The 24,608-nt window shown below is 33.3% G+C and carries 23 protein-coding genes; 4 read left to right on the forward strand and 19 right to left on the reverse strand.

Annotation, left to right across the window (positions count from 1 at the left end; all coding sequences use genetic code 11):
- Positions 1 to 2: 2 nt before the first annotated feature.
- The 3 genes from P2W75_RS04945 (at position 3) to dusB (ending at position 4,096) form a co-directional block, all read left to right on the forward strand.
- Positions 3 to 1,667 carry a C45 family peptidase gene (locus P2W75_RS04945; protein ID WP_276379242.1) on the forward strand — a complete coding sequence of 555 codons (1,665 nt, stop codon included), beginning with the start codon at positions 3 to 5 and terminating at the stop codon, positions 1,665 to 1,667.
- Positions 1,664 to 2,953 carry a phenylacetate--CoA ligase family protein gene (locus P2W75_RS04950; protein WP_276379243.1) on the forward strand — a complete coding sequence of 430 codons (1,290 nt, stop codon included), beginning with the start codon at positions 1,664 to 1,666 and terminating at the stop codon, positions 2,951 to 2,953. Before P2W75_RS04945 ends, P2W75_RS04950 begins: the two co-directional genes overlap by 4 nt.
- Before the next feature lie 150 nt (positions 2,954 to 3,103).
- Positions 3,104 to 4,096, forward strand: coding sequence for a tRNA dihydrouridine synthase DusB (gene dusB / locus P2W75_RS04955; protein WP_207298391.1), 993 nt, complete (start codon positions 3,104 to 3,106; stop codon positions 4,094 to 4,096).
- Between the two features lie 41 nt (positions 4,097 to 4,137).
- Here the strand turns inward: dusB and P2W75_RS04960 are convergent, their stop codons facing one another.
- The 3 genes from P2W75_RS04960 to rbfA all read right to left on the reverse strand — a co-directional run bounded on the left by P2W75_RS04960 (position 4,138) and on the right by rbfA (position 7,330).
- The gene (locus P2W75_RS04960) at positions 4,138 to 5,565 is read right to left on the reverse strand and encodes an MATE family efflux transporter (RefSeq protein ID WP_276379244.1); all 1,428 of its coding nucleotides are present in this window, start codon (positions 5,563 to 5,565) and stop codon (positions 4,138 to 4,140) included.
- 171 nt (positions 5,566 to 5,736) lie between these two features.
- Complete coding sequence (locus P2W75_RS04965) at positions 5,737 to 6,936, reverse strand: FtsX-like permease family protein (RefSeq protein ID WP_276379245.1); 1,200 nt, start codon at positions 6,934 to 6,936, stop codon at positions 5,737 to 5,739.
- Position 6,937: 1 nt separating this feature from the next.
- Positions 6,938 to 7,330, reverse strand: coding sequence for a 30S ribosome-binding factor RbfA (gene rbfA, locus P2W75_RS04970; RefSeq protein ID WP_207298394.1), 393 nt, complete (start codon positions 7,328 to 7,330; stop codon positions 6,938 to 6,940).
- Between the two features lie 194 nt (positions 7,331 to 7,524).
- On the opposite strand from rbfA, the gene P2W75_RS04975 reads away from it, so the two are divergent.
- Positions 7,525 to 7,944 carry a CBS domain-containing protein gene (locus tag P2W75_RS04975; RefSeq protein ID WP_276379246.1) on the forward strand — a complete coding sequence of 140 codons (420 nt, stop codon included), beginning with the start codon at positions 7,525 to 7,527 and terminating at the stop codon, positions 7,942 to 7,944.
- A 30-nt stretch (positions 7,945 to 7,974) separates the two neighbouring features.
- On the opposite strand, the gene P2W75_RS04980 is transcribed toward P2W75_RS04975, so the two are convergent.
- The 16 genes from P2W75_RS04980 to P2W75_RS05055 form a co-directional block, all read right to left on the reverse strand.
- Positions 7,975 to 9,228 (reverse strand): murein hydrolase activator EnvC, encoded by a 1,254-nt coding sequence (locus P2W75_RS04980; RefSeq protein WP_207298396.1) that lies wholly within the window; start codon positions 9,226 to 9,228, stop codon positions 7,975 to 7,977.
- A 24-nt stretch (positions 9,229 to 9,252) separates the two neighbouring features.
- Positions 9,253 to 10,038, reverse strand: coding sequence for a DUF4292 domain-containing protein (locus P2W75_RS04985; protein ID WP_276379247.1), 786 nt, complete (start codon positions 10,036 to 10,038; stop codon positions 9,253 to 9,255).
- Positions 10,039 to 10,050: 12 nt separating this feature from the next.
- Complete coding sequence (locus tag P2W75_RS04990; protein WP_276379248.1) at positions 10,051 to 11,400, reverse strand: lipopolysaccharide assembly protein LapB; 1,350 nt, start codon at positions 11,398 to 11,400, stop codon at positions 10,051 to 10,053.
- A 50-nt stretch (positions 11,401 to 11,450) separates the two neighbouring features.
- Complete coding sequence (locus P2W75_RS04995; RefSeq protein ID WP_207298399.1) at positions 11,451 to 12,467, reverse strand: sugar phosphate nucleotidyltransferase; 1,017 nt, start codon at positions 12,465 to 12,467, stop codon at positions 11,451 to 11,453.
- A gap of 122 nt (positions 12,468 to 12,589) precedes the next feature.
- On the reverse strand, positions 12,590 to 13,024 hold the full coding sequence (gene dut, locus P2W75_RS05000; protein WP_276379250.1) for a dUTP diphosphatase: 435 nt from the start codon (positions 13,022 to 13,024) through the stop codon (positions 12,590 to 12,592).
- A gap of 29 nt (positions 13,025 to 13,053) precedes the next feature.
- Entirely contained in the window at positions 13,054 to 14,514 is a 1,461-nt protein-coding gene (locus P2W75_RS05005; RefSeq protein WP_207298401.1) for a lipopolysaccharide biosynthesis protein, read from the reverse strand.
- A 92-nt stretch (positions 14,515 to 14,606) separates the two neighbouring features.
- On the reverse strand, positions 14,607 to 15,053 hold the full coding sequence (locus tag P2W75_RS05010) for a GNAT family N-acetyltransferase (protein ID WP_207298402.1): 447 nt from the start codon (positions 15,051 to 15,053) through the stop codon (positions 14,607 to 14,609).
- Positions 15,054 to 15,643: 590 nt separating this feature from the next.
- On the reverse strand, positions 15,644 to 16,504 hold the full coding sequence (gene atpG / locus P2W75_RS05015; RefSeq protein WP_276379252.1) for an ATP synthase F1 subunit gamma: 861 nt from the start codon (positions 16,502 to 16,504) through the stop codon (positions 15,644 to 15,646).
- A gap of 85 nt (positions 16,505 to 16,589) precedes the next feature.
- Positions 16,590 to 18,167 (reverse strand): F0F1 ATP synthase subunit alpha, encoded by a 1,578-nt coding sequence (gene atpA / locus P2W75_RS05020; protein WP_207298404.1) that lies wholly within the window; start codon positions 18,165 to 18,167, stop codon positions 16,590 to 16,592.
- Between the two features lie 37 nt (positions 18,168 to 18,204).
- Positions 18,205 to 18,738, reverse strand: a complete 534-nt coding sequence (gene atpH / locus P2W75_RS05025) for an ATP synthase F1 subunit delta (RefSeq protein ID WP_207298405.1) — start codon at positions 18,736 to 18,738, stop codon at positions 18,205 to 18,207.
- 4 nt (positions 18,739 to 18,742) lie between these two features.
- Positions 18,743 to 19,243, reverse strand: a complete 501-nt coding sequence (locus P2W75_RS05030) for a F0F1 ATP synthase subunit B (protein ID WP_207298406.1) — start codon at positions 19,241 to 19,243, stop codon at positions 18,743 to 18,745.
- A gap of 119 nt (positions 19,244 to 19,362) precedes the next feature.
- Complete coding sequence (gene atpE / locus P2W75_RS05035; protein WP_207298407.1) at positions 19,363 to 19,554, reverse strand: ATP synthase F0 subunit C; 192 nt, start codon at positions 19,552 to 19,554, stop codon at positions 19,363 to 19,365.
- A 100-nt stretch (positions 19,555 to 19,654) separates the two neighbouring features.
- Complete coding sequence (gene atpB / locus P2W75_RS05040; RefSeq protein ID WP_276379254.1) at positions 19,655 to 20,806, reverse strand: F0F1 ATP synthase subunit A; 1,152 nt, start codon at positions 20,804 to 20,806, stop codon at positions 19,655 to 19,657.
- Positions 20,807 to 21,371: 565 nt separating this feature from the next.
- Positions 21,372 to 21,599 (reverse strand): AtpZ/AtpI family protein, encoded by a 228-nt coding sequence (locus P2W75_RS05045; RefSeq protein ID WP_207298409.1) that lies wholly within the window; start codon positions 21,597 to 21,599, stop codon positions 21,372 to 21,374.
- Entirely contained in the window at positions 21,580 to 21,978 is a 399-nt protein-coding gene (locus P2W75_RS05050; RefSeq protein ID WP_207298410.1) for a polymer-forming cytoskeletal protein, read from the reverse strand. Before P2W75_RS05050 ends, P2W75_RS05045 begins: the two co-directional genes overlap by 20 nt.
- A gap of 4 nt (positions 21,979 to 21,982) precedes the next feature.
- A complete protein-coding gene (locus P2W75_RS05055) occupies positions 21,983 to 24,592 on the reverse strand; it encodes a lipopolysaccharide assembly protein LapB (RefSeq protein ID WP_276379257.1) in 2,610 nt (869 codons plus the stop codon).
- Positions 24,593 to 24,608: the final 16 nt, after the last annotated feature.

Consider the following 24,608-nt stretch of genomic DNA (forward strand, 5'->3'; position numbering starts at 1 on the left):
CAATGAAAAACCGAGTTTTACTTTTCTTATTTACCGGTTTTTTAATGCTCCTTGTTTCATGCGGAACATCGAAATCGATGCACCATAAACCCGATCTTTCCCAATATAATTCTGAAAAACCAACCGTTATAAAAAAATCAGATTCGGTTTTTGTTTCAGGGAAAAATTCCTTTTTAAAAAATAAACAAGGGCTTTGGGAATTGTATGTGGAAGGCGATCCGTTGGAAATTGGTTTAAACACAGGCGCTCTAACCGATTCACTTTTGAAGAAACAACAAAAAATTTTCTTCTCTAAAATAAACGATTTTATTCCATCGAGCTTTCAGCAAAAACTGCTTCGACAGTTTCTAAAATGGTACAATCGAAAATTATATTTAAATGTTCCTGAAGAATATCAAACCGAAATTTATGGTGTTTCAGAATATACTTCGGATGAATTTAACAACATCGCACCAAAATACCAACGCGGTTTGTATCTGCATGGCGCTCACGATATTGGACACGCTTTGCAGGATTTGGCTTTAGTAGGCTGTTCGTCTTTTGCGGTTTGGAATGAAAAAACGCAAGACGGCAGTTTAATTCTTGGGCGAAATTTTGATTTTTATGTTAATGACGCTTTCGCGGAAAATAAAATCATTGCTTTTATAAATCCGAAAGAAGGACATAAATTCATGATGGTTACCTGGCCGGGAATGATTGGCGCCGTTTCTGGAATGAATGAAGAAGGTGTAACAGTTACGATAAATGCTTCGAAATCTAAAATTCCGTTGATTGCCAAAACGCCTATTTCAATTTTGACTCGCGAAATTTTGCAGCACGCCAAAAATATAGATGAAGCAATTGCTATTGCAAAAAAACGAAAAGTATTTGTTTCTGAATCGATTATGGTGGGAAGTGCCAATGATAACAAAGCCATTTTGATTGAAGTTTCTCCCAGTAAAATGGATGTTTATGATGTTCCAAATACCGATCAATTAATTTGTTCCAACCATTTTCAAGGCGAAGCTTTTGTAGCGGATAAACGAAATCAAGAACAAATTGTAAACAGTCATTCGGAATATCGTTTTGAAAGAATGCAGGAACTTTTGTCTGAAAATAAAACGGTGAATCCTGAAATTGCTTCAGAAATTCTAAGAAATAAAAACGGTCTAAAGAACATTGAATTGGGTTATGGTTCCGAAAAAGCCTTGAATCAATTAATGGCGCATCATGGAATCATTTTTAAACCAAAAGAAAAACTAGTCTGGATTTCGGCAAATCCGTATCAGTTGGGTGAATTTGTATGCTACGATTTGGATTCTGTTTTTGGGAAAAGAAAAAATGATTTCAAATCTTTTCAAATTGAAAATCTAAATATTGCCAAAGATCCTTTTCTAAAAACTACTGCTTTTCAGAACTACAAAAAGTTTAAAATTGAAGACCGCAAAATGGATTCTTTTTTGGACAAAAAAGAAACGATTTCTCCAGAATTTATTCAGAACTATCAATCCTTAAACCCTGATTATTGGGTTGTGTATTATAAAGCAGGATTGTATTTTTACCAAAAAAAAGAATTCAAGCAGGCTCAGCTTAATTTTGAAAAAGCGTTGACGAAAGAAATCACCACTTTGCCTGAAAAACAACAGATTGAAAAATATTTAAAAAAGATCAAAAGAAAATTAAAATGATTCCAGCAATAGAAAAAGATTCTTTAGAAGAAATTAAAATTTTTCAAGAAAAAAAATTAGCCGAACTTTTAGCGTACATCAGCGAGAATTCTCCTTTTTATAAAAGACTTTTTGCTGGACAAAATATTGATATTTCAAAAGTAAAAACACTTGAAGATTTACAATTTTTACCTGTTACAACAAAAGAAGATTTGCAACAATATAATGATGATTTTGTATGTGTTCCACAACATAAAATTATCGATTACGCTTCAACATCTGGAACTTTAGGTGATCCGGTAACATTTGGCTTAACCGATTCTGACTTAGATCGATTGGCTTATAACGAAGCTATTTCATTTGCTTGCGCCGGAATTGCAGAAGGCGATGTGGTGCAGTTAATGACAACAATTGACAGAAAATTTATGGCCGGACTGGCTTATTTTTTGGGTCTTCGAAAATTAAAAGTGGGTGTAATTCGTGTTGGTGCTGGAATTCCAGAAATGCAATGGGATTCGATTTTAAAATACAACCCAAGTTATTTAATTACCGTTCCTTCTTTCCTTTTAAAATTAATTGAATACGCCGAAATTCACGGAATCGACTATAATAATTCGAGCATAAAAGGGGCGATATGTATTGGAGAATCTTTGAGAGAACAGGATTTCTCCATGAATATTTTATCGAAAAAAATCACCGATAAATGGAATATTAAGTTGTTTTCAACTTATGCTTCTACAGAAATGAGCACTGCTTTTACAGAATGTGAGTATGGAAAAGGCGGACATCATCATCCGGAATTAATCATTGTCGAAGTTCTGGACGAAAATAATATGCCGGTTAAAAACGGTGAAACCGGCGAACTTACTTTTACAACTTTAGGAATTGAAGCAATGCCATTGCTACGTTTTAAAACCGGTGATATTGTTCAGTTTCATAACGAACCATGTGAATGCGGCAGAAATACATTACGTGTTGGGCCAGTTGTGGGTCGTAAAAAACAAATGATTAAATACAAAGGAACAACCTTGTACCCGCCAGCGATGAATGATGTTTTGAGCAGTTTTGACAATATCGAAAATCACTTGATCGAAATTTCAACAAACGATTTAGGTACAGATGAAATCCTAATCAAAATTGCGGTGAAAAACCAGTCTCCAGAATTTCTTCAGGAAATTAAAGATCACTTTAGAGCCAAATTAAGAGTAACTCCAAAATTAGAATTTGTCCCAAAAGAAATTCTAAATCCAATAGTTTTTAATCCAATGAGCCGAAAACCAATTCGATTTTTTGATTATAGAACTTAGTATTAGGTACAAAGAGGCAAAGGTTCACAGGGACAAAGACTATGTAATACCTTGATAAAAAAACCTTTGAACCTTTGTTGCTATGAACCTTTAAACCTCAATTTGGCACAAATTGAACTAAATGTTGTAATTTTGCAAAAAATATTGAAGATGGTCAAGATTGGCAACATAGAATTACCCGAATTTCCTTTATTACTCGCACCGATGGAAGACGTTAGTGATCCGCCGTTTCGCAGATTATGCAAAGCACACGGAGCTGACATGATGTACTCTGAATTTATTTCATCTGAAGGATTGATTCGTGACGCTATTAAAAGCCGTATGAAGCTGGATATTTTTGATTATGAACGCCCGGTTGGAATTCAGATTTTTGGTGGTGACGAAGAAGCGATGGAAATGTCTTCTAAAATTGTTTCTACCGTAAAACCAGATTTAGTGGACATTAATTTTGGATGTCCGGTAAAAAAAGTAGTCTGTAGAGGTGCTGGTGCCGGAGTTTTAAAAGATGTGGATTTGATGGTTCGTTTAACCAAAGCCGTTATCAAAGGAACTGATTTACCGGTTACGGTAAAAACGCGTTTAGGCTGGGATGAAAATTCAATTAATATTGACGAAGTGGCTGAAAGACTTCAGGATATTGGAGTTCAGGCTTTAACGATTCACGCTAGAACTCGTGCCCAAATGTACAAAGGCCATTCTGACTGGTCGCACATTGCACGTGTCAAAAACAACCCAAGAATTACGATGCCTATTTTCGGAAATGGCGATATTGACAGTCCAGAAAAAGCATTACAATATAAAAACGAATACGGAATTGACGGAATCATGATCGGTCGTGCCGCGATTGGTTATCCGTGGATTTTTAACGAAATAAAACACTATTTTAAAACTGGAGAGCACTTACCTGCTCCAACGGTTATTGATCGTGTTGAAGCAGCCAGAAATCATTTAAAATGGTCTATGGAATGGAAAGGTGAGCGTTTAGGAATTGTTGAAATGCGTCGTCATTATACCAATTATTTCAAAGGAATTCATTCGTTTAAAGAATTCAAACAAAAATTAGTAACCACTGACGCACCCGAAGATTTATTCGCCATCATGAAAGAAATCGAGCAGGTTTACGCAGGATATGAGTTTGTTTAAAACAAAAAAAAGCCCTTCAATATTGAAGGGCTTTTACTTTATTATACTTGAACTCGTTTCCACTTTCCTCTTTTATAGAAAAAGATTCCAGCTAAAGTGATGGCGGTTTCAGCAACTGGAATAGCAATAAAAACTCCTGTTGGTCCCATATTAAAATGTTTTGCTAATACAAATGCAAGCGGAATCTGGAATAACCAAAAACCAAAGAAATTAATTCCAGTTGGTGTCCAGGTATCTCCTGCTCCGTTAAACGTATTAATGAGAACCATTCCAATTCCGTAGAAAATAAATCCGATGCTCATGATCTGTAATGCTTCGATTGCAACGGTTTTTACCAATTCATCATTTGTAAAAAATGAAATAATATATTGTCCGAAACCTAAGGTAATAATCATGATCGAAGCCATGAAAATCACATTGTATCGTGCCGTTGTATACACTGATTTTTCGGCACGTTCGATTTGTTTGGCACCTAAATTCTGCCCAACTAAAGTAGCCGCAGCATTACTCAATCCCCAAGCGGGAAGAATGAAAAACATCATAATTCTTAATGCTGTCTGATATCCTGCCGAACCATGATCGCCTCCAGTTGTGGCTACTAATTGTGCCAAGAAAATCCAGCTGCAAGAAGCGATTACAAATTGTAAAATTCCTGGAGCCGCAATTTTTACTAAAGCTTTTATCTGCGTGAAATCTGGAGCGAAATAAGGAATTTTGATTTTTAAAATTCCATTTCCAAAAAACAAATGATATACTTGGTAGATAACTCCAATACTTCTTCCGATTGTTGTTGCCAAAGCGGCCCCAATTAATCCGAAGGCAGGAATTGGTCCAAAACCATTAATTAAAATTGGGCATAAAATAATATTACAGATATTCGCAATCCAAAGACTTTTCATGGCAATAGCTGCATTTCCTGCTCCGCGGAAAATTCCGTTTATTAAGAATAAAAGCATAATACACAAACTAGAGCCAATCATAATCTGTGTAAATCGATAACCATGTTCAGCTGATTCTACTGAGGAGCCCATTAAAATCAAAATATCTTTTGCATAAATAATTCCGAAAATGCTCAATAGACTATTAACGGCAAATGCAATAATTATGGCTTGCATTCCTGCTTTTGCGGCAGCGATAGGATCTTTTTCACCAATTCTTCTGGCTACAACTGCTGTGGCCGCCATACTCATCCCGATGGCAAGCGAATAAATAACCGTCAATACAGATTCGGTTAAACCAACCGTTTGAATGGCGAAACTACTGTGCTCTAAATGCCCAACGAAATACAAATCGACTAATGCAAAAACCGATTCCATCATCATTTCCAAAACCATTGGAATGGCCAATAGAATTACAGCTTTTTTTATACTTCCAGAAGTATAATCAAATGTTTCGTCGCCTTTTAAGGCTTGTTTTAAAGTAGTGAAAATTTTTGAAAATAAACTTTTCTTTATAGTTGTTTCTGTCATGGTATTTTTAGGATAAATGATAAAATGGTTCAGATATTTTTTCAATCTGAACTAAAAAAGTAAACGTAAGTATCCTAATTATTCTAAAAAATAAAATAGGATTAGGCAGAAACAATCATATACTGTAGATTTTTAAGACGGTAAATATAGGTAATATTTTTAAAGAAGAAATTAATCTAATAATTTTTTACTTACACGACTGCTTGCAATAAGCGAAGCGATAAATCCAAGAGAAATAATTGTTGCCATCACAATCAGGACATTTTCGGTTGTAAAAACTACTGGATACGCAAGGGTTGGCGTAATCATAATTAGTTCATACTTTTGCTGAAGTGCGATTAATATTACTCCATAATAAAGTCCGATTAATCCGCCAATGACACTTAATAAAGTTCCCTGAAGTATGAATATTTTACGAAGACTGCTTACTTCTGTGCCAAGACTAAAAAGGGTTTTTAGATTTCCTTTCTTTTCTAAAATCATCATAATTAATGCTCCAATCAAATTAAAAAGAGCTACAATAATTACGAGTGTAAAGATTAGGTAAACCGCAATATTCTCGGTGTTAAGCATTTTATACAAAGACTCATTAAGCTGTGCTCTGTTTTTTAAGGTCACTTTATGATTGAAAATCTTTTTCAATTGCGTGTTAACGGTATTTTCATCTGCATTTTCTTTTAGATGAAATTCGATTCCCGAAATCTGATTGGGTTTGTACATCAATAATTCTTGTGTCAATCCTAAATCAGCAAACACATATTTTGAATCTAATTCTTCGCTGATCGAATAGATTCCAACCGGAAGAACATCTGTTTTATTAAAAGCTTCTTCGGGATTTTCAATGGCGCCTTTTCCAGGTTTTGGTGCAAAAACCTGAAGTGGATTTTCGAAATCCAAAATTCCCATCGAGAAATCTTGTGCAATTCCATATCCAATAACTACCTGATAAGAATCTGGTTTGAGCCATTGTCCGTTAAAAAGTTTTACCTTGATATTATTTACAACTGGGTAAAGACTGTCGACGCCTTTTAAATAGGTAACGTGTTGTTTGTCTTTAAATAAAAACAAAACTCGTTCTTCAATAATTTTGGTGTAAGAGACCACACCGTTTATATTTTTTATCTGTTTTTCTTGTTCTGGTGAAATGAAAAATGATTTACCATAAGTACTAGTCATTTTCAAATCAGGATCAATCTCATTTGTAAACGAAAGACTAAAAACTTTTAATCCACTAAAAACAGAAAGAACCACAAACAAAGCCATTGTACCAACAATGATTCCCAGACTGGCAATCAAATTGATGATATTGATAGCGTTATTTTTACTTAAGCTAAAAAGATAACGTTTGGCTATGTAAAGTGGGAAATTCAAATTATGATTTTCTTCTTTTTTCTAAAAGATCACGATTCTCTATTGGGTTTTCTTTTCCTGACAAAGCGTTGTCAATTTTTTCGATGTAATCTAACGAATCATCGATAAAGAAAACCAGATTTGGTACACGACGTAATTGTAAACGAACACGTTGTGACAAATCGTGTTTTATTAAGGTTGTATTTGATTTTATTGCCTCTAAAGTTTCTTTTGCTTTTTCTTGAGGAAAAATACTTAAATATACTGTTGCCACAGATAAATCTGTTGTTACGCTTACTTTGGATACCGAAATTACCAAATTACTAATTCCGTTTTTTCTCACTTCACCTTGCAGGATATCAACCAAATCTTTTTGAATTACACTGCCTATTTTTTTCTGTCTATTTGTTTCCATACTGCAAAAATACTATTTTAAATTCATTCCCTGCAATTTCAAATTAACTAAAGGATTATTCTTAAAATTACTATTTCTTTTTATCATAGATTCATTTATATATCTGTTTTTTATTTCATTTAAATGCTGATAAAGATCATAAGATTTAGAGGTATTATTCTACAAATTTGATATGAATATAAAACGTATCTATTATGAAAAAAAGAGAACCAATTAGTCACATCATGACTAAAAGCGTGGTGACAGTAAATCAAAATGATGATTTAACAAAAGTAGTAGAAAAACTAAAATCCAATTCTATTCGACATCTTCCCGTGGTAAACGGAAAAAAAGTAGTGGGAATTATAAGCCGAACTGATATTAACCGACTTACTTTTGGTGCTTTGTTTGACGGACAGGAAGGCAGCGATGAAGCGGTTTTACAAATGTTAACCATTCCTCAGGTTATGACGGCAAAACCTAAAACGGTTTCATCAAATACGATTATCAGGGATTTGGCCGAAATTTTTTCGAAAGAAGAATTTCATGCTTTACCAGTTGTAGATAACGACGAATTACAAGGAATCGTAACAACAACAGATGTGATTCGATATTTCTTAGAACAATACGATTAATAAAAAAGGGACTTTAAAGTCCCTTTTTTATTATCTATTCTGAAGCCAGTTTTCTGGATCTGTATTCGTTGTATTTTGAAGAATCAAAAATTTGATTACGGTTTTTCCTGTATCTCCGCTTGTTCTTACTTTTCCAATGTTTTGTTTGATCGTTACTTTTTCACCTTTGCTGACAAATACTTTACTTAAGTTTTGGTAAACACTAAAGTAATCTCCATGCTGAATCATCACTACTGTATTCACTGGCGATAATACCATGACACTAAATACTTCTCCGGCAAAAACCGCTCTTGCATTTGCTCCATCTTCCGTTGTAATCTCAACACCTGAGTTGTGAACAGAAATTGAAGGATATAATGGGTGCGGCTGATCTCCATATCCTAAAGAGATAAATCCTTTTTCTACGGGCCATGGAAGTCTTCCTTTATTGGCTTTAAAATCGGCGGCTAGAACTTTATCTTCTGGAGTCATTACGATTTTAGAAGATGAAACTGGTGTTTTTGGCGCTGTCGATCCAGGATTTTCTTTTGCTTTTTCGAGTGCTGCTTTTCTGTTTGCTTCAGCAATTGCCTCACGAATTAAACGATCAATTTGTCTGTCGATTCTTTTTGATTCGCTTTGTTTCGATCTAATATCAGAGGCAATTTTATTTTTGTCTTTTTTAAGCGAGTTAACCAGTTTTTGCTGTTCTTTTTTCTCTACTTCTAAAGTAGCACGTTCTTTTTGATTTTCGGCAATAATCTTTTTCTTAACCTGTCTTTGTCCGTCAAGTTTTTTATTGTAATCAACTAATTCTGCTGATTTTGACTGAATTTCCAAACCTTGGTTTTTTCTGAAATTCGTATATTGCTTAAGGTATTGTGCTCTTTTATAAGCTTGTAAAAAACTTTCAGAAGATAAAATGAACATTGCTCTACTCTGCTCTGAACGGCTTTTGTAGGATTTCAAAATCATTTTGGCATAATCTTCTTTGAGTATAGCCAGCTCTTTTTTAAGTTTATTAACCTTTACCTGATTAATATACATATCGTTGCTCAATACTTTTTCCTGCTTAGCGGTTGTATTAATCAGTTTCTCTTTAAGTTTAATTTTATTCGCCTGAATTAAATATTCGTTTACAGCTGATTTTTCTTTTTTTCTAACCGACTGTAACATTTTTTCATTGTCTTTAATTTCCTGAAGAATCTGGGCTTTACGCTGTTCCAGTTTTTCTTGCTGTGAATCCTGCGCCCACACAAATGTAGTGGCGCAAACAAAAATTAGGCTTAGGAGATATTTTGGCATCTTTCTATTTTTCTTTTTGCAAATTTACTTAATTTGAACCTTTTTATAACCGCTTGGTACGCTGTAAGGAAAAGAAAGTTCTTCGTTAAATGAAATATTATTGTAATTCAGATTAATATTGGTTGTTCCTTTTGGCTGCACTGCATTAATTGTCAATGCAGTTGGGATTGTTCCTTGACTGAATGTTTTAGCATCTGAATAATTGATTTCTAATTTTCTATTTTCAGATGGCTGTGAAATTTCTTCTTTCTGTACTAAATATTTTTCAGGATCTAAGTAAAATGCTTTTTTAATGTTTTGGTCTTTTTCATCTTCTAAACGGAAAAGATTCTCAACAATTGTCTGTGTATATTTACCTTCTCTTAAATCATCAAATGCTTCACCAATTAATAAGTTTTGAACTTTAGTATAATCTAAATCTGTACCTAGCCATTTACTTAAACTGCTAAAATCACCTTCGTAATAAGTACTGTTTATTTTTTCGTAATAACTTACTGCTGTTGGAGTTATCAGCGCTTTAGCCATTGTAATTCCCAAGAATCGAACGCTGATTAGAATTTGTTTGTCTTTCTCAATTCTAATTTCGGCAGTAACATTCTGACTTTGTTTTTCATCAACGTATTTTGCGCTGGCTTTAATATATAGTGTCGAAAAATCTAACTTGTTTTCGTAATGTTTTTCAATTGCTTTATTGTCTTTTTTCGTGACAACTTCTGTCGTTGTATTATTACTGTTCTGGACAGCAACTGCCTTTGATTTGCATGAGATCACAAAAACGGACATCAATGCTATTATTATATATTTTTTCATTTTAATTTCTCCTTATTTCTTTTGTTTCAATAATTCATTTGCTTTCAAAAAGTATTCCTCTTTTTTCTTAGCGTCTCCCAATCCATTGTAAGCTTCTCCTAATTGAATATTAAAATTAGCTTCTAATTTTTTATCGTCAACTACATAATCAAGTCCCATTTCTAAAACAGTTTTTGCATTTTTAAACTGCTGTAATTGATTGCTTCCTAATCCTGCATAATAATAAAATTGTGGCTGGCTCGGATAAATTTCAATCATTGTCATTGCGCGTTTTGTCATTGGAGCAAATTGTTTTGCCTGAGTATACGCTTCTAGCAAAAGCAGATTGGTTTCGCGATCTGTTTCTGAATTTGCACTTAAATCTTTTTCATAATATTTAATGGCATTTTCAAACTGACCTTTGCTATGATAAAATTTTCCAATTTCTTTGGCAACATCAACATTTTTATCATTATCAAAATAAGAAATCGCTTTTTCTAAAGCTGGTGCATACTGCGGATTTTTATTCGTATAAACCAAAAATTCATTTAAAGTACGATGTTTAATTTTGGAATCAATTTTTGAACTTGCCAAAATTACATTCATCGACTTAATCGCTTTATCAGCCTGATTGGCATCTAAATAGGTTTTGAATAAACTTACTTGTCCCCATTCAGAATCTGGAATTTCTTTTGCCAGTTGTTTGGCAACATCTAAAGCTTTATCTGATTGATCTGATTTTGAATATAAAAAAATCAGATTTACATAATTTGATTCTTCTTTTGGATTCTTTTTAATCTGGTCAATCAAAACTGAAATTTCAGCATTCTGGTATTTCCCCTGCGATAAAATCTGGCTTTTGTACATTTCACGATCTGATGATTTTCCGAATTTATCATTCATTTCGTTTATCGCCGCTAATGCTTTATCGTATTGATTTGTAATCATATATAACGAAATTAAATCGTCTTTATATTCTTCATCAAAAACAATAATTTTCTGAATTGTTTCTATCGCCAGCGGATAGTTTTTGGTTTCGTAACTTACATCGTAAATTCCTAACCAGTACCATTTGTTTTTGGGATCTAATTGTGTGGCTTTTTCAAAAGAATCATTTGCATTTTGATATTGTTTTAAAGCCAGATAATTTTTCCCCAATTCGAAATAAGCAACAGCATCATTAGGTTTTAGTTTGATACATTTTTCTAATGACACGATGGCTTTATCGTAATTTTCGATTCCTTTTTGTTTTAAGGATTCATAAAAAGCATCCTGATAATCATCTGGCGCCAAAGCAATATCTTCCGGTTCTGTTTGTGAAAAAACAGAAACCGAATTACCCAAAAGCGCAAAAAATAAAAATATCAGTATGCTTTTTTTCATCTTTTATTTTATTTCATTTTTACAGAAAAAACGAATATGTTTTTTTGTATTTATTCTAAAACTGAGTAGTCACCGATGCTTATACTGGTAAATTTACCGTCGTAACTTACGTGGTTTCCAATCATTGCATTATCTAAGTTAGCATTTTTTATTTGAGAATAAGTCTGTATTAAGCTATTTTTAATACTACTGTCACTTACATGACATCCTTTTCCAATTGAAACATTTGGTCCAATTGTGGTGTTTTTCAACACAACATTTTCTCCAATAAAACACGGCGGGATAATCGTTGAGTTATCTAATGTAACGTTTTGGTCTATCAAATGTTCTCCGTCATTATGTAAAAAACCTAACATTCTTGAGTTGGTTTCCACTGTAACATCTTTGTTTCCGCAATCCATCCATTCATCAACGCTTCCGGTTTTGAAAACTTTTCCGTTGGCCATCATTGCTTTGATTCCATCGTTGATTTGGTATTCACCTCCGTTTTGAATGTTATTGTCTAAAACTCCCTGAAGTTCTTTTTTCAAATCGCCAACTTCTTTGAAATAGTAAATCCCGATAACGGCTAAATCACTCACGAATTCTTTTGGTTTCTCAACCAATTCAATAATTTCATTATTCTGATTTAGTTTTACCACTCCAAAAGCTTCCGGCTGATCTACTTGTTTTACCCAGATTACAGCATCTGCCGAAGGATCTAATTCAAAATCAGCTCTTATTAAAGTATCTGCGTAAGCAATAACTGCAGGCCCGGACAAAGAATCTTTAGCACACATAATAGCGTGTCCAGTTCCTAAAGGCAGATCTTGACGGTAAATAGAAGCCTTTGCTCCTAATCCTTTTGCTAAATCTTGAAGACTTGCAACCAAATCAGCACCAAAAAAAGCTTCATCGCCTAAAATAAAAGCAACTTCTTCAATTGGTTCTTTTAATATTTTAGCAATATCTTCTACTAAACGGTGAACTATAGATTTTCCAGCAACTGGAATTAATGGTTTTGGAACTGTTAAAGTATGAGGACGCAGTCTCGATCCGCGACCTGCCATTGGGACGATTATTTTCATGTAATAAATATTTAATGTGTGAAGATTTAAAAATCTTCTGTTTGGTTAGTTCAAGTTTTAATTTATAAAATCAAGAGAAAAGGCTACAGTAAAACTAAAAACTGTGACTTTAACTGAAAAACTTATTTTACTCCAGTACTGCCAAATCCTCCTGCTCCTCTTGATGTTTCAGAAAGTTCTTCTACTTCTATCCATTCCGCTCTTTCGTGTTTGGCAATAATTAATTGTGCGATTCGTTCTCCGTTTTCGATTACAAATTCCTCGTTTGATAAATTTACCAAAATCACTCCAATTTCACCTCTATAATCAGCATCGACAGTTCCTGGCGAATTTAATACTGTTACTCCTTTTTTGGCTGCCAGACCACTTCTTGGTCGTACTTGTGCTTCGTAACCAATTGGTAATTCAATAAAAAGTCCTGTTTTTACAATTGTTCTTTCTAATGGTTTTAACGTAATTGGTTCCGAAATATTGGCACGTAAATCCATTCCTGCAGAAGCAATGGTTTCGTAGTTTGGTAAATCGTGTTGTGATTTATTGATAATTTGTATTTTCATTTTGTATTATAAAGATTAAAAAAGCACATTTACTTTCTGTTCATGATTCCTTTAATTGTGTCTTTTTCGTTATGGTAAACAAAGTACATAAAGGCTAATAGTAACGGAATTCCAACAAAATAATTTTCTCTAAATCCATAAAATGAAATAGCCGAAAATAAAATGGAGATTCCTAAATAAGCCGAGATTTTATTCATGTCGTAAGGTATTGGATAATATTTATTACCCATAACATACGATATTAACATCATGCTTCCGTAAGCAGAAATGGTCGCAATTGCTGAACCGTAATAACTGTATTTTGGAATTAAAAAATAGTTTAAAACCAAGGTAACAATTGCACCTACAATAGAAATGTAAGCTCCGATTTTGGTTTTGTCTGTCAGTTTATACCAAACCGATAAGTTGTTGTAAATTCCTAAAAAGAAGTTTGCCAGAATAATTAAAGGGACAACTTTCATAGCTTCCCAATATGATTTATTATCCAGCAATAAGAATTTTAAAACATCTGCAAAAACAATTACTCCTAATAAAATCAACGAACCAAAAATCACAAAATATTTAGTAATCACTGCATACGTTTGAGGCGCATTTTCATTTTTGGCGTGACTGAAAAAGAAAGGCTCAATTCCTAATCTGAATGCCGTTGCAAAAAGAACCATAAATAATCCTAATTTATAACAAGCTGAATAGGCTCCAACTTCAGATTTGGCAAGGTTTTCAGGAAGTAAATATCCTAATAAGATTTTATCGAAATGTTCGTTAACTGCAAAAGCAAGTCCGGCAACCAAAATTGGAAGTCCGTATTTCATCATTCTTTTCCAAAGCGCGACGTCAAATTTTCGTCCAAGCGAAAGATAATTTGGCGAAAGCACTATAAAAGTCGCTAAACTAGCTAGAAGATTTGCAATGAAGATATAGGCGATTTGGAAATTTTCGACATATAAATTATCCCAAATTGAATTTGGATTTGAAGCTGCCAGTTTTGGAAGATACATCAAAAAGAAAATGTTCAATAATAAATTAATAACGACATTTCCAATTTTGATTGCGGCATAAACCATTGGTCTCTGGTTGGCTCTTAATTTTGAAAATGGTACAAGAACCAAGGCATCCAAAACTAAAATCCAAACTGAATAGGTTATATATTGTGCATCTACTTCGGCCCAATTTGCCAAAGTATTTCTGAAAATTAAAGCTGCAAATAAAAATCCAATTGATGACCAGAATATGGATATTGTAGAAGTTGCGATAACATTTTTTTTGTCTTCTTCGGCACTGTAAAATCTAAAAAATGCAGTTTCCATTCCGTAAGAAAGTACCACATTAAAGAAAACCATCCAAGATAAAACAATTGAAACTTCGCCATACTCTGCAGTTGGTAAAATCCCTGTATATAATCTGACCAATAAGAAACTCAGCATTCTTGGTAAAACCGTTGCTAGTCCATAAATTGCGGTCTGTTTGAATAGATTTTTATATAATCCCAAAATAATTAGTAATAAAGTTCAGAAAACAAAAATAACCAATTCTTTGGTTTATTAATGCTTTTGATGGTTCAATAAAAAACTTAAATTGAATTTTATTGCGTCATTTTGTTTTCATCTAAAACTTTCACAAAATGAAATCCTTTCGGAGCATATCCTTGATTATAGTAAAAACGGTGTGCCCCAAAATTCCCTGTAAAAGCATCTAATACAATGCTGCTGCAACCTAGATCTACAGCTTTTTTTTCTATAAAATCGGTAAGTATTTTTCCAATTCCTTTTGAACGATGTTCTGGATTAACCACAAAATTATCTATTTCAAGATATTTCCCAGTCCAAAGTTTTGTAGCCGACCAACAGCCCGTAATTCCTATGCATTTTTCATTTTCAAAAACAGCAATCTGGGTATAATTGTGAGGAATCATCTCTAACAGAAATGATTGATATTTTTCAAGAGAAATATTAGGATATAAAAATCGAATTGTATCTATTTGAGCTACCATTTCTTCCATTGTCGTAAGCTCTCGTACTTGTAAAGTCATTTTTTAACAAAATAATATTCAAAAATACTCATTTTTTTAGCGGTATTTATATAATTAACAGATCAAAAACATGTGAAATGTGTAAGAATCTTTAAAAATTATATAAGTTTTTTCATGTACTTATCTATTAACTTTGTAATATAGGGAATGAGGAAAGCTAGAATTCAACCCTTAAAAAAGAAAGCACTGGGACTGATAAAGCTTGTTTGTTCCCATAAAAGACAAAGCATAAGGGATTGATTCTGCTGTATTGTAACCCTAATAAAAACAGAGCATTGGGACTAATAAAGCTAGTTTGTTCCCATAAAAGACAAAGCACAGGGATTGATTCTGCTGAAATGTAACCCTTAAAAAAACAGAGCATTGGGATTAATAAAGCTAGTTTGTTCCCATGAAAGACAAAGCAACAGAGTGATAAATCTGTGTCAATAATTTTATAAAATGGTATTGATTCTCGGTTTTTGGGTAAATTGAGAATCACCATTTTATAAATTTTCTTGTTTATAGATTTTCTTAAAGAAGTACTTCCAATAAAAAAATAGCCGACATAATCATGCCGGCTATTTTTTATTTATTTTGTTATGAATTTCTTATCCATTCAAAGCTTCAGCTCCTCCAACGATCTCTAAGATTTCGTTTGTAATAGCAGCTTGACGCGCTTTGTTGTAAGTTAATTTCAATTGGTTTCTTAATTCAGTAGCGTTGTCAGTTGCTTTGTGCATAGCTGTCATACGTGCTCCGTGCTCTGAAGCAAATGAATCGCGGATACCTTTGTATAATTGTGTTTTTAATGACTTAGGAATTAAAGTCAAAACAATTTCTTCTTTTGAAGGTTCGAAAATATAATCTCCTGCAGAAACTGATACATCAGATTTAATTGGCGCTAATGGCAAAAATTGTTCTGTTTGAACGATTTGAGTCGCAGCATTTTTAAATTGATTGTACACTAATTCGATTCTGTCATATTCTCCAGATAAGAATCTTTCAGTTAAATTATCTGCAATTGCAGCAACATTTTCGAAAGTTAAGTGATCAAAAATTGCATTATGATGACCGTGAACTTTGTGAGTTTTGCTTAAAGCATCATTTCCTTTTTTACCAATAGCAAAAACATCAACCTGCTTTCCTGCATAAAAATCAGTACGGTTTTTAATCTCTTTAATAACGTTTGCATTAAATGCACCACATAAACCTCTATTTGAAGTTATAGCTACAAGCAATACTTTTTTTACTTCACGTTGAGTGGTGTAATCTCCTCCTACTTCACCTTCAAGTGTAGCAGAAAGATTTTGCAATAACTCCGTTAATTTCTCGGCATAAGGGCGCATAGCAGTGATTGCATCTTGTGCTTTCTTCAGCTTTGCAGCAGAAACCATTTTCATAGCCGATGTAATCTGCATCGTCGATGAAACGGAAGTAATTCTATTACGGATTTCCTTTAAATTTGCCATGTACTATAGTTGTTTGTTGTTAGTTATTGGTTGATAGTTATTTGGGAATTTCCAACAACAATCAACCAACAACCATCAACTAAAATTAGTTATATTTTGCTGAAATTTCTTTTGCTGCTTTTTCGATAACGTCAGTAATGTTGTCATCTAATTTACCAGCTTTCAAAGCGTTAAGTGTATCTTTGTGTTTACTGTTTAGGTACGCTAAGAAATCAGCTTCAAATTCTTTTACTTTATCTACAGGAACGTTTCTTAATAAGTTTTTAGAACCAGCGTAAATAATAGCTACTTGATTTTCAACAGGGTAAGGATCATTTAAACCTTGTTTCAAGATTTCAACGTTTCTTTTTCCTTTTTCAATTACGTTTAATGTAACAGAATCTAAGTCAGAACCAAATTTAGCAAAAGCTTCTAATTCACGGAATTGAGCTTGGTCTAATTTTAAAGTTCCAGAAACTTTTTTCATTGATTTAATTTGAGCATTACCTCCAACACGAGATACAGAGATACCTACGTTAATTGCAGGACGAACTCCAGAGTTGAACAAATCTCCATCAAGGAAAATCTGACCATCTGTAATAGAGATTACGTTTGTTGGGATATATGCAGAAACGTCACCAGCTTGAGTTTCAATAATTGGTAATGCAGTTAATGAACCACCCCCTTTTACGATAGATTTGATAGAATCTGGTAAATCGTTCATGTTTTTAGCGATACCATCATCAGCAATTACTTTACAAGCACGCTCTAATAAACGAGAGTGTAAGTAGAAAACGTCTCCAGGGTAAGCCTCACGTCCCGGTGGTCTTCTTAATAAAAGAGAAACCTCACGGTAAGCAACTGCTTGTTTAGACAAGTCATCATACACGATAAGAGCTGGACGACCTGAATCTCTGAAGTATTCACCAATTGCAGCACCCGCGAATGGAGCGTAAACCTGCATTGGAGCTGGATCAGAAGCATTAGCAGCAACGATAACTGTATAAGCCATTGCTCCTTTTTCTTCTAACATTTTTGCGATTCCTGCTACAGTTGAAGCTTTTTGTCCAATTGCAACATATATACAGAATACAGGTTTTCCTGCATCGTAAAATTCTTTTTGATTTAAGATTGTATCGATACAAACAGTTGATTTACCTGTTTGACGGTCACCAATTACAAGCTCACGTTGTCCACGACCTACTGGGATCATAGCGTCAACCGCTTTAACTCCAGTTTGTAATGGTTCAGTTACTGGCTGACGGAATACAACACCAGGTGCTTTTCTTTCTAATGGCATTTCGTATAAGTCTCCACCAATTGGTCCTTTTCCATCGATTGGAAAACCAAGAGTGTTAACAACACGTCCTACCATTTGTTCACCTACTTTAAGAGAAGCTATACGCTGAGTTCTTTTTGCAGTAGATCCTTCTTTAATTCCAGTTGAAGGTCCTAAAAGTACCACCCCAACATTATCCTCTTCTAGATTTAATACGATACCTTCCATACCGTTATCAAATTCTACTAACTCACCATATTGTACATTAGACAGCCCGTAAACACGAGCAATACCGTCTCCAACTTGAAGTACTGTTCCTACTTCCTCTAGCGTAGCACCAGATTCAAAACCTTCTACTTGCTTTCTTAATATTGCTGAAATTTCAGCAGGTTTGATTTCCGCCATCTTAATTTATAATTTAGACACTTTTGTGTTATAAAAACTAATTACTTAACTCTCTTTTTAATACTTGTAATCTGTTTGCAACAGAAGCGTTGTATTGCTTGTCGCCTATTCTTAAAATAAATCCACCAATAATTGAAGGATCTACTATGTTTTCGATTGTTATTTTTTTATCTGATAAAGTTGCAATTTTAGCCAGAACTTTAGCTTCTAAAGCTGCATCCATAGGAATAGCTGTAGTTACTTTAGCTACTTCAACTCCATTGCTTAAATCATATACTTTAGTATATTCTACTGCAATAGCATCTAAAATTTCAAATCTTTTATTTTCAAATAATAACTGAAATAACCCTTTAGTTACATCATTTACATTTGCAAAAACTTCTAAAAGAGCATTTTGTTTAACTTCAACAGTAGTTGTTGGGTTTTGAATAAATGTGCTCAATTCTTCATTTGTTTCAATTGCAGAGGCAATTGATTTCATATCGTTATTGACAGCTTCGGCAACACCTTTAGAGTTTGCTAAGTCTAGAATTGCTTTTGCATAACGAATTGCTGCTCTCGTATTTGCCATAATCTTAGTTTAGCTTTACGTCACCTAACATTTTCTCAACTAATTTAGTTTGAGATTCTTTGTTAGATAATTCTTCTTTCAATAATTTTTCAGCAATACTCAATGATAAAGTTGAAACTTGAGATTTCAATTCTGCCATTGCAGCATTTTTTTCGCTTTCGATAGCTGCTTTAGCTTGCTCGATCATTTTTTGACCTTGAGCTTGAGCTTCGTTTTTAGAATCAGCAATCATTTTCTCTTTCATTTCACGTGCTTCTTTCAGCATAGCATCACGCTCTGCACGCGCTTCGTTTAAGATTCTTTGGTTATCTGCTTGAAGATTTTCCATTTCTTTTCTTGCATTTTCTGCAGAAAGTAATGCATCTTTAATACCTTGCTCTCTATCATTTACTGCATCAAGAATTGGTTTCCATGCAAATTTTTTCAATAAAAATATTAATCCAACAAATATTAATACTTGCCAAAAGAACAAACCGAACTCGAACTGATTTATTAACTTTTCCATTATATACGATTATAAATTTTAATTTTTTTTGTTTTAAACTGCCGTAAGCAATTCTAATGTTAATTTTTAAAACAATAGTTACAACCAACCGTTGCAACTATTGTTTTGTGTGTTTTTAATTAAGCAGCAAATAATGCAGCGAAACCAATTCCTTCAATAAGGGCAGCAGCGATAAGCATAGCTGTTTGGATTTTTCCTGAAGCTTCTGGCTGACGAGCGATAGCGTCCATTGCTGAACCACCAATTCTACCAATACCTAATGCAGCTCCGATTACGATTAATCCAGCTCCTACGAAATTTAAACCGTTCATATATGTATATATTAAAAATTAAACATTCAATTTTGACTGTAGATTTTTTAAATAGATTATAGATTGAATATCTTTTAAACCTAATTTATAAATCTATCTATTAATGGTGTGCATCATCATCGTGATGGTGCTCTTCAACTGCTGAACCAAAATAAAGTGCAGACAGCATTGTAAAAATATAGGCTTGTAAAAATGCTACTAAGATTTCAAGTATAGAAAGCACAAATGATAATCCGAAAGATAAACTGCTTCCAATCCAGCTTTTAAAGATAAACATTAAACCAATAATACTCATTAATACGATGTGACCCGCGAAGATGTTTGCGTACAAACGAATCATTAACGAGAATGGTTTAATAAAGACTCCTAACAATTCGATTGGAGCCAAAATAATTCTCATTGGTTTTGGCACTCCTGGCATCCAGAAAATGTGACCCCAGTAATTTTTGTTAGCTGAAAAGTTTGTGATTAAGAAAGTAAGGATCGCTAAAGAAAATGTAACTGTAAAGTTTCCTGTTGCGTTAATCCCTAGTGGAGTTAATCCGAAAATATTTAAAAACAATACAAAGAAGAAAATCGTTAATAAATAACTCATGTATCTTTTATAGTGTTTCTCTCCAATGTTTGGAATAGCTACTTCATCACGGATGAAAACAACAAGTGGTTCAAAGAATCTTCCCGCTCCTGAAGCAATTCCTCCATTTTTAGCATATGATTTTGCTAAACTTGTAAACAACCAGAACATTAATAAAGCTGCTACGAAAATAGAAAGTACCGTTTTTGTAATTGAAAAATCTAACGGACGAACGTTTGTTGGGTGTCCTGTTTTTTCGTCTTCAGTAATTTTTCCAGAAGCATCTGTTCTGTAAATTTTACCATCATGGTGATTGATCACATAATAGTTTCCATTTGACTCGGCAACTTCGTGACCGTGGTGAAATTTTGAAGAAGAAAAAATATGAAGACCATTATCCCAAATAATTACTGGTAATGGAAAACCATAATATTTACCAGTCTCATCATCTTGAGTTAAAGTAAAATCATGCGAGTCTAAAACGTGGTGGCCAATGAATGTTTTAATTTTAGATTTTACATCTGTTGGCTCAGCGTGGTGCCCTTCAGAAGCTGCTTCATGAGCTACTTCAGTTTGAACATGCGCCGAATCTTTTTCTATATTAGAAAAACTCATTAGTGGAAGACAAGCTACTAAAGCTGCAAGAATAAATCTGAGTGGTTTGTTTGAAATCACCATATCTGTGGAAATTCTTATTTTTTACGTTTCTAAAATTTGGTGCAAAGGTACATTTTTTATTAATATTCAAAAGGATATGAAAAATTATTTTTGAACCTTGTTTTAAAGAATCCTCATTTTAACGCTTTTCATTTAATAATCGGACAGTTAAAATCGTTTGAAATAACAAAAACAGAATAAATGTTATAAAAAAATTGGTTTTTTCAACAGAGACGTTGTGAATCTTGTCTGATAAAATCGGTCGCAAAATAAAATAATAAAGAAACATTTGAATAAAAGTTCCCAGCATAAAAAACATTCCGATGCTGTCAAATTTGTCTTTTCTGAATTTTACGGTTGCCGCCAGCAGTACTGTAGAGGATATTAAAAAAATTAGATACAATACTTCTAATGTATAATGAAAGTTCTGATCGTTAATTTTAAAAACGACAAAAGCTCCCTTATGTAGCATATAGGAAGCTAATGTAATACAGTATAAATGTAGAATGAGTTTGTAGTTCTTTAAAAACATTTTGATTTTTTTGCAAAGATGCAATATTTATTCAAGCTGTTTTAAAAACTTAATTTACTTTGTTTTATTGATTTCGTTTACCTGACGGATTACGTTGTATAAGGCAAGTGCAACTCCTACCATAACTAATACCTTATTATAGTATACCTTATTATTTGGATGATTTTCATCGAGCCAGGTTCCTAAATAAGCAAACAGGAAAATAATAACACCCATTTGTATCGGAATATTAATGAGTGCAATCCATTTATTTCTTTGTTTTTTATTCGGCTCCTTTTCCATCTTCTAACATTATAACCTGATTAGCATGTTCGAGCATTGTACAGGTCGCTGTAAAATCTGCTCCAGGCTCTATCGAAAGTTTTCCGACTAAAACCTCGCCATGAATTTTTGCAGTTGCCTTTATGTTCAGGACTTCAAGCACTTTTATTTTTCCATGAAATTGTCCTTCAATATCGGCGTTGTTACAAATGATTTCTCCTTTTACAACACCGCTCATTCCTATTACTAATTTTCCCTGAGAGGTAAAATTTCCAATTAATTCTCCGTCGAGCCTAAAGTCCGCTTTTGAAACTATATCGCCTACAATCGAGGTTCCTTCAACAATTCGGTTAGTTTTTCCTAAAAGTTCTGTTCCGTTTTTTTTTACTTTGTCAAACATTATATTATGGGTTTTTTGGGGTCAGATAGGCTTCGAGGTTTTTCTTAATTTGCACCACTTTGTAATTATCAACAGATATAATTACATAAGGATTGGCAATTTTATACTTTTGATCGTCTCTGAAAACTCCGGCAACATCTTGAGCATAAGCTTCAGACTTTAAACCATGAATAACCACAAAACTTTCGGTTTTATTGTATTTGTCGAAAGATGTTGTTAGTCGTTCGAAATTTTCAACTAGCAAAAATACTCTAATTGCTTCTTCAATTTTTTTGACTGATTTAGTATCGTTATTGTGAACCGGGTACAATATTTTCCAGCTTTTATTATCAGCTGTTGTAAAATCAAGTTTTTCTAAAGTCGGAATTTGTTTCTCTAAAATTTCACGCGCATTTTTACCTTCTTGGCTATTTGGGTAATTATCAGCTACTTCTTCTAAACCTTTTTTATAGGCTGCAAGTCCTTCTACTTTTCCTAAAGTACTGGCTTTTAACAATTCGTATTTAGAAACAATTTCATCTCCAGAATATTGATTTATCAAATTATCAATATTATCTAGAACTTCATTGAATTTTTCTTCTTCGTATAATTTATACCATTTCTTGTATTCTTTATCGGCAGAAGCCAGATCTTCTGAATTGGCATTGTTTAAAATCTGGGCATATCTCGACGTCGGGTAATTTATAGTTATGTCGGATTTCATTTTTTCTGCTTTTGCTGGATCTGTAATTTGATAAATTTTATACAAATTATACATCGAAGGCAGAATCAGTTTTTCTTCAGGATTATTTTTTAATAATTGTTCCAACTTACCGCTTGCCAAAGCATATTCTTTGAATTTCTCCTTATATATAAGACCTAACTGATAATACGCGAAGTTGCGTTCTTTACCAATACTATCAATAGCGACTTGTGTTTTTGGGAGTTGTTTTTCGTAAAATTCAGTAGTATATTTTTCTATCACTACAGTATCTTTTATTGCTTTTGCAGCATTTAGATCGTTTATAGAATCATTCAACGCAGCATCATTTGCTGATTTAATAGAAGCGAGTCTCCAGTTTCCTCCCAATGTTCTGTTTCCCCAAGCTTTTTTAAATTGCAATTTTCCATAAGCAACTGTAGTGGGATTGTAAAAGTAAAAAGTACTCGAAGCATCATTTCCAGATGGAGGTCGCATACCGCCGTCGAGTTCAGCTGGTTTACCCAAAGAATTTGGATTAACGGCAACTGGTCCGCTAGACGCATTTGTATTGCGGTCTATATTGGCTAATCTTTCTTTTTCCTTTTCTTCTAGAATTCTTTTTTCTTCGTCTTTCTTTTTAAGTTCGGCAATATAACTTTCGAAGTAAATTTTTCTTTCGGCATCTGGAAGTCCGTATACTTTAATAATACTATCATTGCGTTTTGCAATTGCTTCGTATTTAATTACGTTGTCAAGATTTTTTCTGTTTTTCTCGTAAAAAGCATATTCTCTTGTTTTCGGATTTAGTTTCGTCAAAGTACTATCGTAATACTTCGCTGCCATTGTATAGTCTGTATTTTTAAAATACATATTACCAATGTTTCTATATGCCGATGCCATTAAATACGGATCTTTTGATTTTCTGGCTAACGATTTATTATAAAAAGCCAATGCGCTTTTGGTGTCTTTTCTTTTATCATAAAAAACTCCCATTTCATAAAAAAGCACATCATAATACGGACGGTTTTCACGATCTGCGACTAACTTATTGTATGTTTTTAAGAAGATCGTATCGTTGCCATTTTCATAATCATACATCTGCGCTTTTTTTGCGTAAGCGTGCATCATGTATTTACGATCTGCTTTACGATTCATGTGGATTACTCCATCATAAAAATACGCAGCGCTGTCTTTTTTTCCGGCTTCTTGATACATCTGTCCCAGAATAAAACGGTATCTGGCTTTGTCTTCGTTTATACGCGAAAATTTTTCAGCAATTTTTAATTTCGTAACCGCACTATCTTTTTCTTCTAAGTTTAAAAAAGCTTCTGCTAATAAAGCATTTGCATCCGAAAAAGTCTGTTTTTTTAAATCGGTTTTTCGTAATAAAAGATTGATATTTTTAACAACAATTGCGTCGTTGCCTAAACGCATATTGGTTTTTTCACGCCAAATTTTTGCGGTGTAAATGTTACTACTGTTTGGGTATTTGTATAGAATATAATTGAATGCTTCAAGTGCCGGAATAAAGCGCTGATCGTAGTATCTGGCTTTTCCAAGCATTAAATAAGCTTCGTCTATTTGGTAGTTTCTTTCTCTTCCTCCAATATTCATGGAGTGTTTCTGAATGGCTTTTGTGGCTTTTTCTTCGGCTTTTTCAAAATCAGCATTTTTTGCTTTTTGTCCTTCAGAAAAATTTTCATCAAACTGCATTTTTTCAATCGGAAGCTGTTTCCAAAAATTATCTTGATTATTGGCTTGAATCGATTTTAAACCTTTATCAAGAGCAACTTCACCATTGTACAAAATATTGTATTTTGTACTTAAGGCGTGTGAATTTCTATTCACGAAAGTATTATTCTTGGTAGAACAGGCTATCAAAAAGAATAAAAAAAAGAGAAAAAAGCTATATTTTAGAGTATTCTTTTTCAATAGAACTAATTTTTAA

The organism is Flavobacterium sp. H4147, from assembly GCF_029360735.1.
GTDB lineage: Bacteria > Bacteroidota > Bacteroidia > Flavobacteriales > Flavobacteriaceae > Flavobacterium > Flavobacterium endoglycinae.

What these genes read in the sequence shown, in the direction of transcription:
- dusB (WP_207298391.1), top strand. Translation starts at nt 3,104, where the DNA reads ATGGTCAAGATTGGCAACATAGAATTACCCGAATTTCCTTTATTACTC.
- P2W75_RS04980 (WP_207298396.1), bottom strand. Translation starts at nt 9,228, where the DNA reads ATGCCAAAATATCTCCTAAGCCTAATTTTTGTTTGCGCCACTACATTT.
- P2W75_RS05050 (WP_207298410.1), bottom strand. Translation starts at nt 21,978, where the DNA reads ATGTTTGACAAAGTAAAAAAAAACGGAACAGAACTTTTAGGAAAAACT.
- P2W75_RS04975 (WP_276379246.1), top strand. Translation starts at nt 7,525, where the DNA reads ATGAAAAAAAGAGAACCAATTAGTCACATCATGACTAAAAGCGTGGTG.
- atpB (WP_276379254.1), bottom strand. Translation starts at nt 20,806, where the DNA reads ATGGTGATTTCAAACAAACCACTCAGATTTATTCTTGCAGCTTTAGTA.
- atpG (WP_276379252.1), bottom strand. Translation starts at nt 16,504, where the DNA reads ATGGCAAATTTAAAGGAAATCCGTAATAGAATTACTTCCGTTTCATCG.
- P2W75_RS04960 (WP_276379244.1), bottom strand. Translation starts at nt 5,565, where the DNA reads ATGACAGAAACAACTATAAAGAAAAGTTTATTTTCAAAAATTTTCACT.
- P2W75_RS05045 (WP_207298409.1), bottom strand. Translation starts at nt 21,599, where the DNA reads ATGGAAAAGGAGCCGAATAAAAAACAAAGAAATAAATGGATTGCACTC.
- P2W75_RS04990 (WP_276379248.1), bottom strand. Translation starts at nt 11,400, where the DNA reads ATGAAAAAAAGCATACTGATATTTTTATTTTTTGCGCTTTTGGGTAAT.
- atpE (WP_207298407.1), bottom strand. Translation starts at nt 19,554, where the DNA reads ATGAACGGTTTAAATTTCGTAGGAGCTGGATTAATCGTAATCGGAGCT.
- P2W75_RS04945 (WP_276379242.1), top strand. Translation starts at nt 3, where the DNA reads ATGAAAAACCGAGTTTTACTTTTCTTATTTACCGGTTTTTTAATGCTC.
- P2W75_RS04985 (WP_276379247.1), bottom strand. Translation starts at nt 10,038, where the DNA reads ATGAAAAAATATATAATAATAGCATTGATGTCCGTTTTTGTGATCTCA.
- P2W75_RS05030 (WP_207298406.1), bottom strand. Translation starts at nt 19,243, where the DNA reads ATGGAAAAGTTAATAAATCAGTTCGAGTTCGGTTTGTTCTTTTGGCAA.
- P2W75_RS05010 (WP_207298402.1), bottom strand. Translation starts at nt 15,053, where the DNA reads ATGACTTTACAAGTACGAGAGCTTACGACAATGGAAGAAATGGTAGCT.
- P2W75_RS04950 (WP_276379243.1), top strand. Translation starts at nt 1,664, where the DNA reads ATGATTCCAGCAATAGAAAAAGATTCTTTAGAAGAAATTAAAATTTTT.
- rbfA (WP_207298394.1), bottom strand. Translation starts at nt 7,330, where the DNA reads ATGGAAACAAATAGACAGAAAAAAATAGGCAGTGTAATTCAAAAAGAT.
- dut (WP_276379250.1), bottom strand. Translation starts at nt 13,024, where the DNA reads ATGAAAATACAAATTATCAATAAATCACAACACGATTTACCAAACTAC.
- P2W75_RS04995 (WP_207298399.1), bottom strand. Translation starts at nt 12,467, where the DNA reads ATGAAAATAATCGTCCCAATGGCAGGTCGCGGATCGAGACTGCGTCCT.
- atpA (WP_207298404.1), bottom strand. Translation starts at nt 18,167, where the DNA reads ATGGCGGAAATCAAACCTGCTGAAATTTCAGCAATATTAAGAAAGCAA.
- atpH (WP_207298405.1), bottom strand. Translation starts at nt 18,738, where the DNA reads ATGGCAAATACGAGAGCAGCAATTCGTTATGCAAAAGCAATTCTAGAC.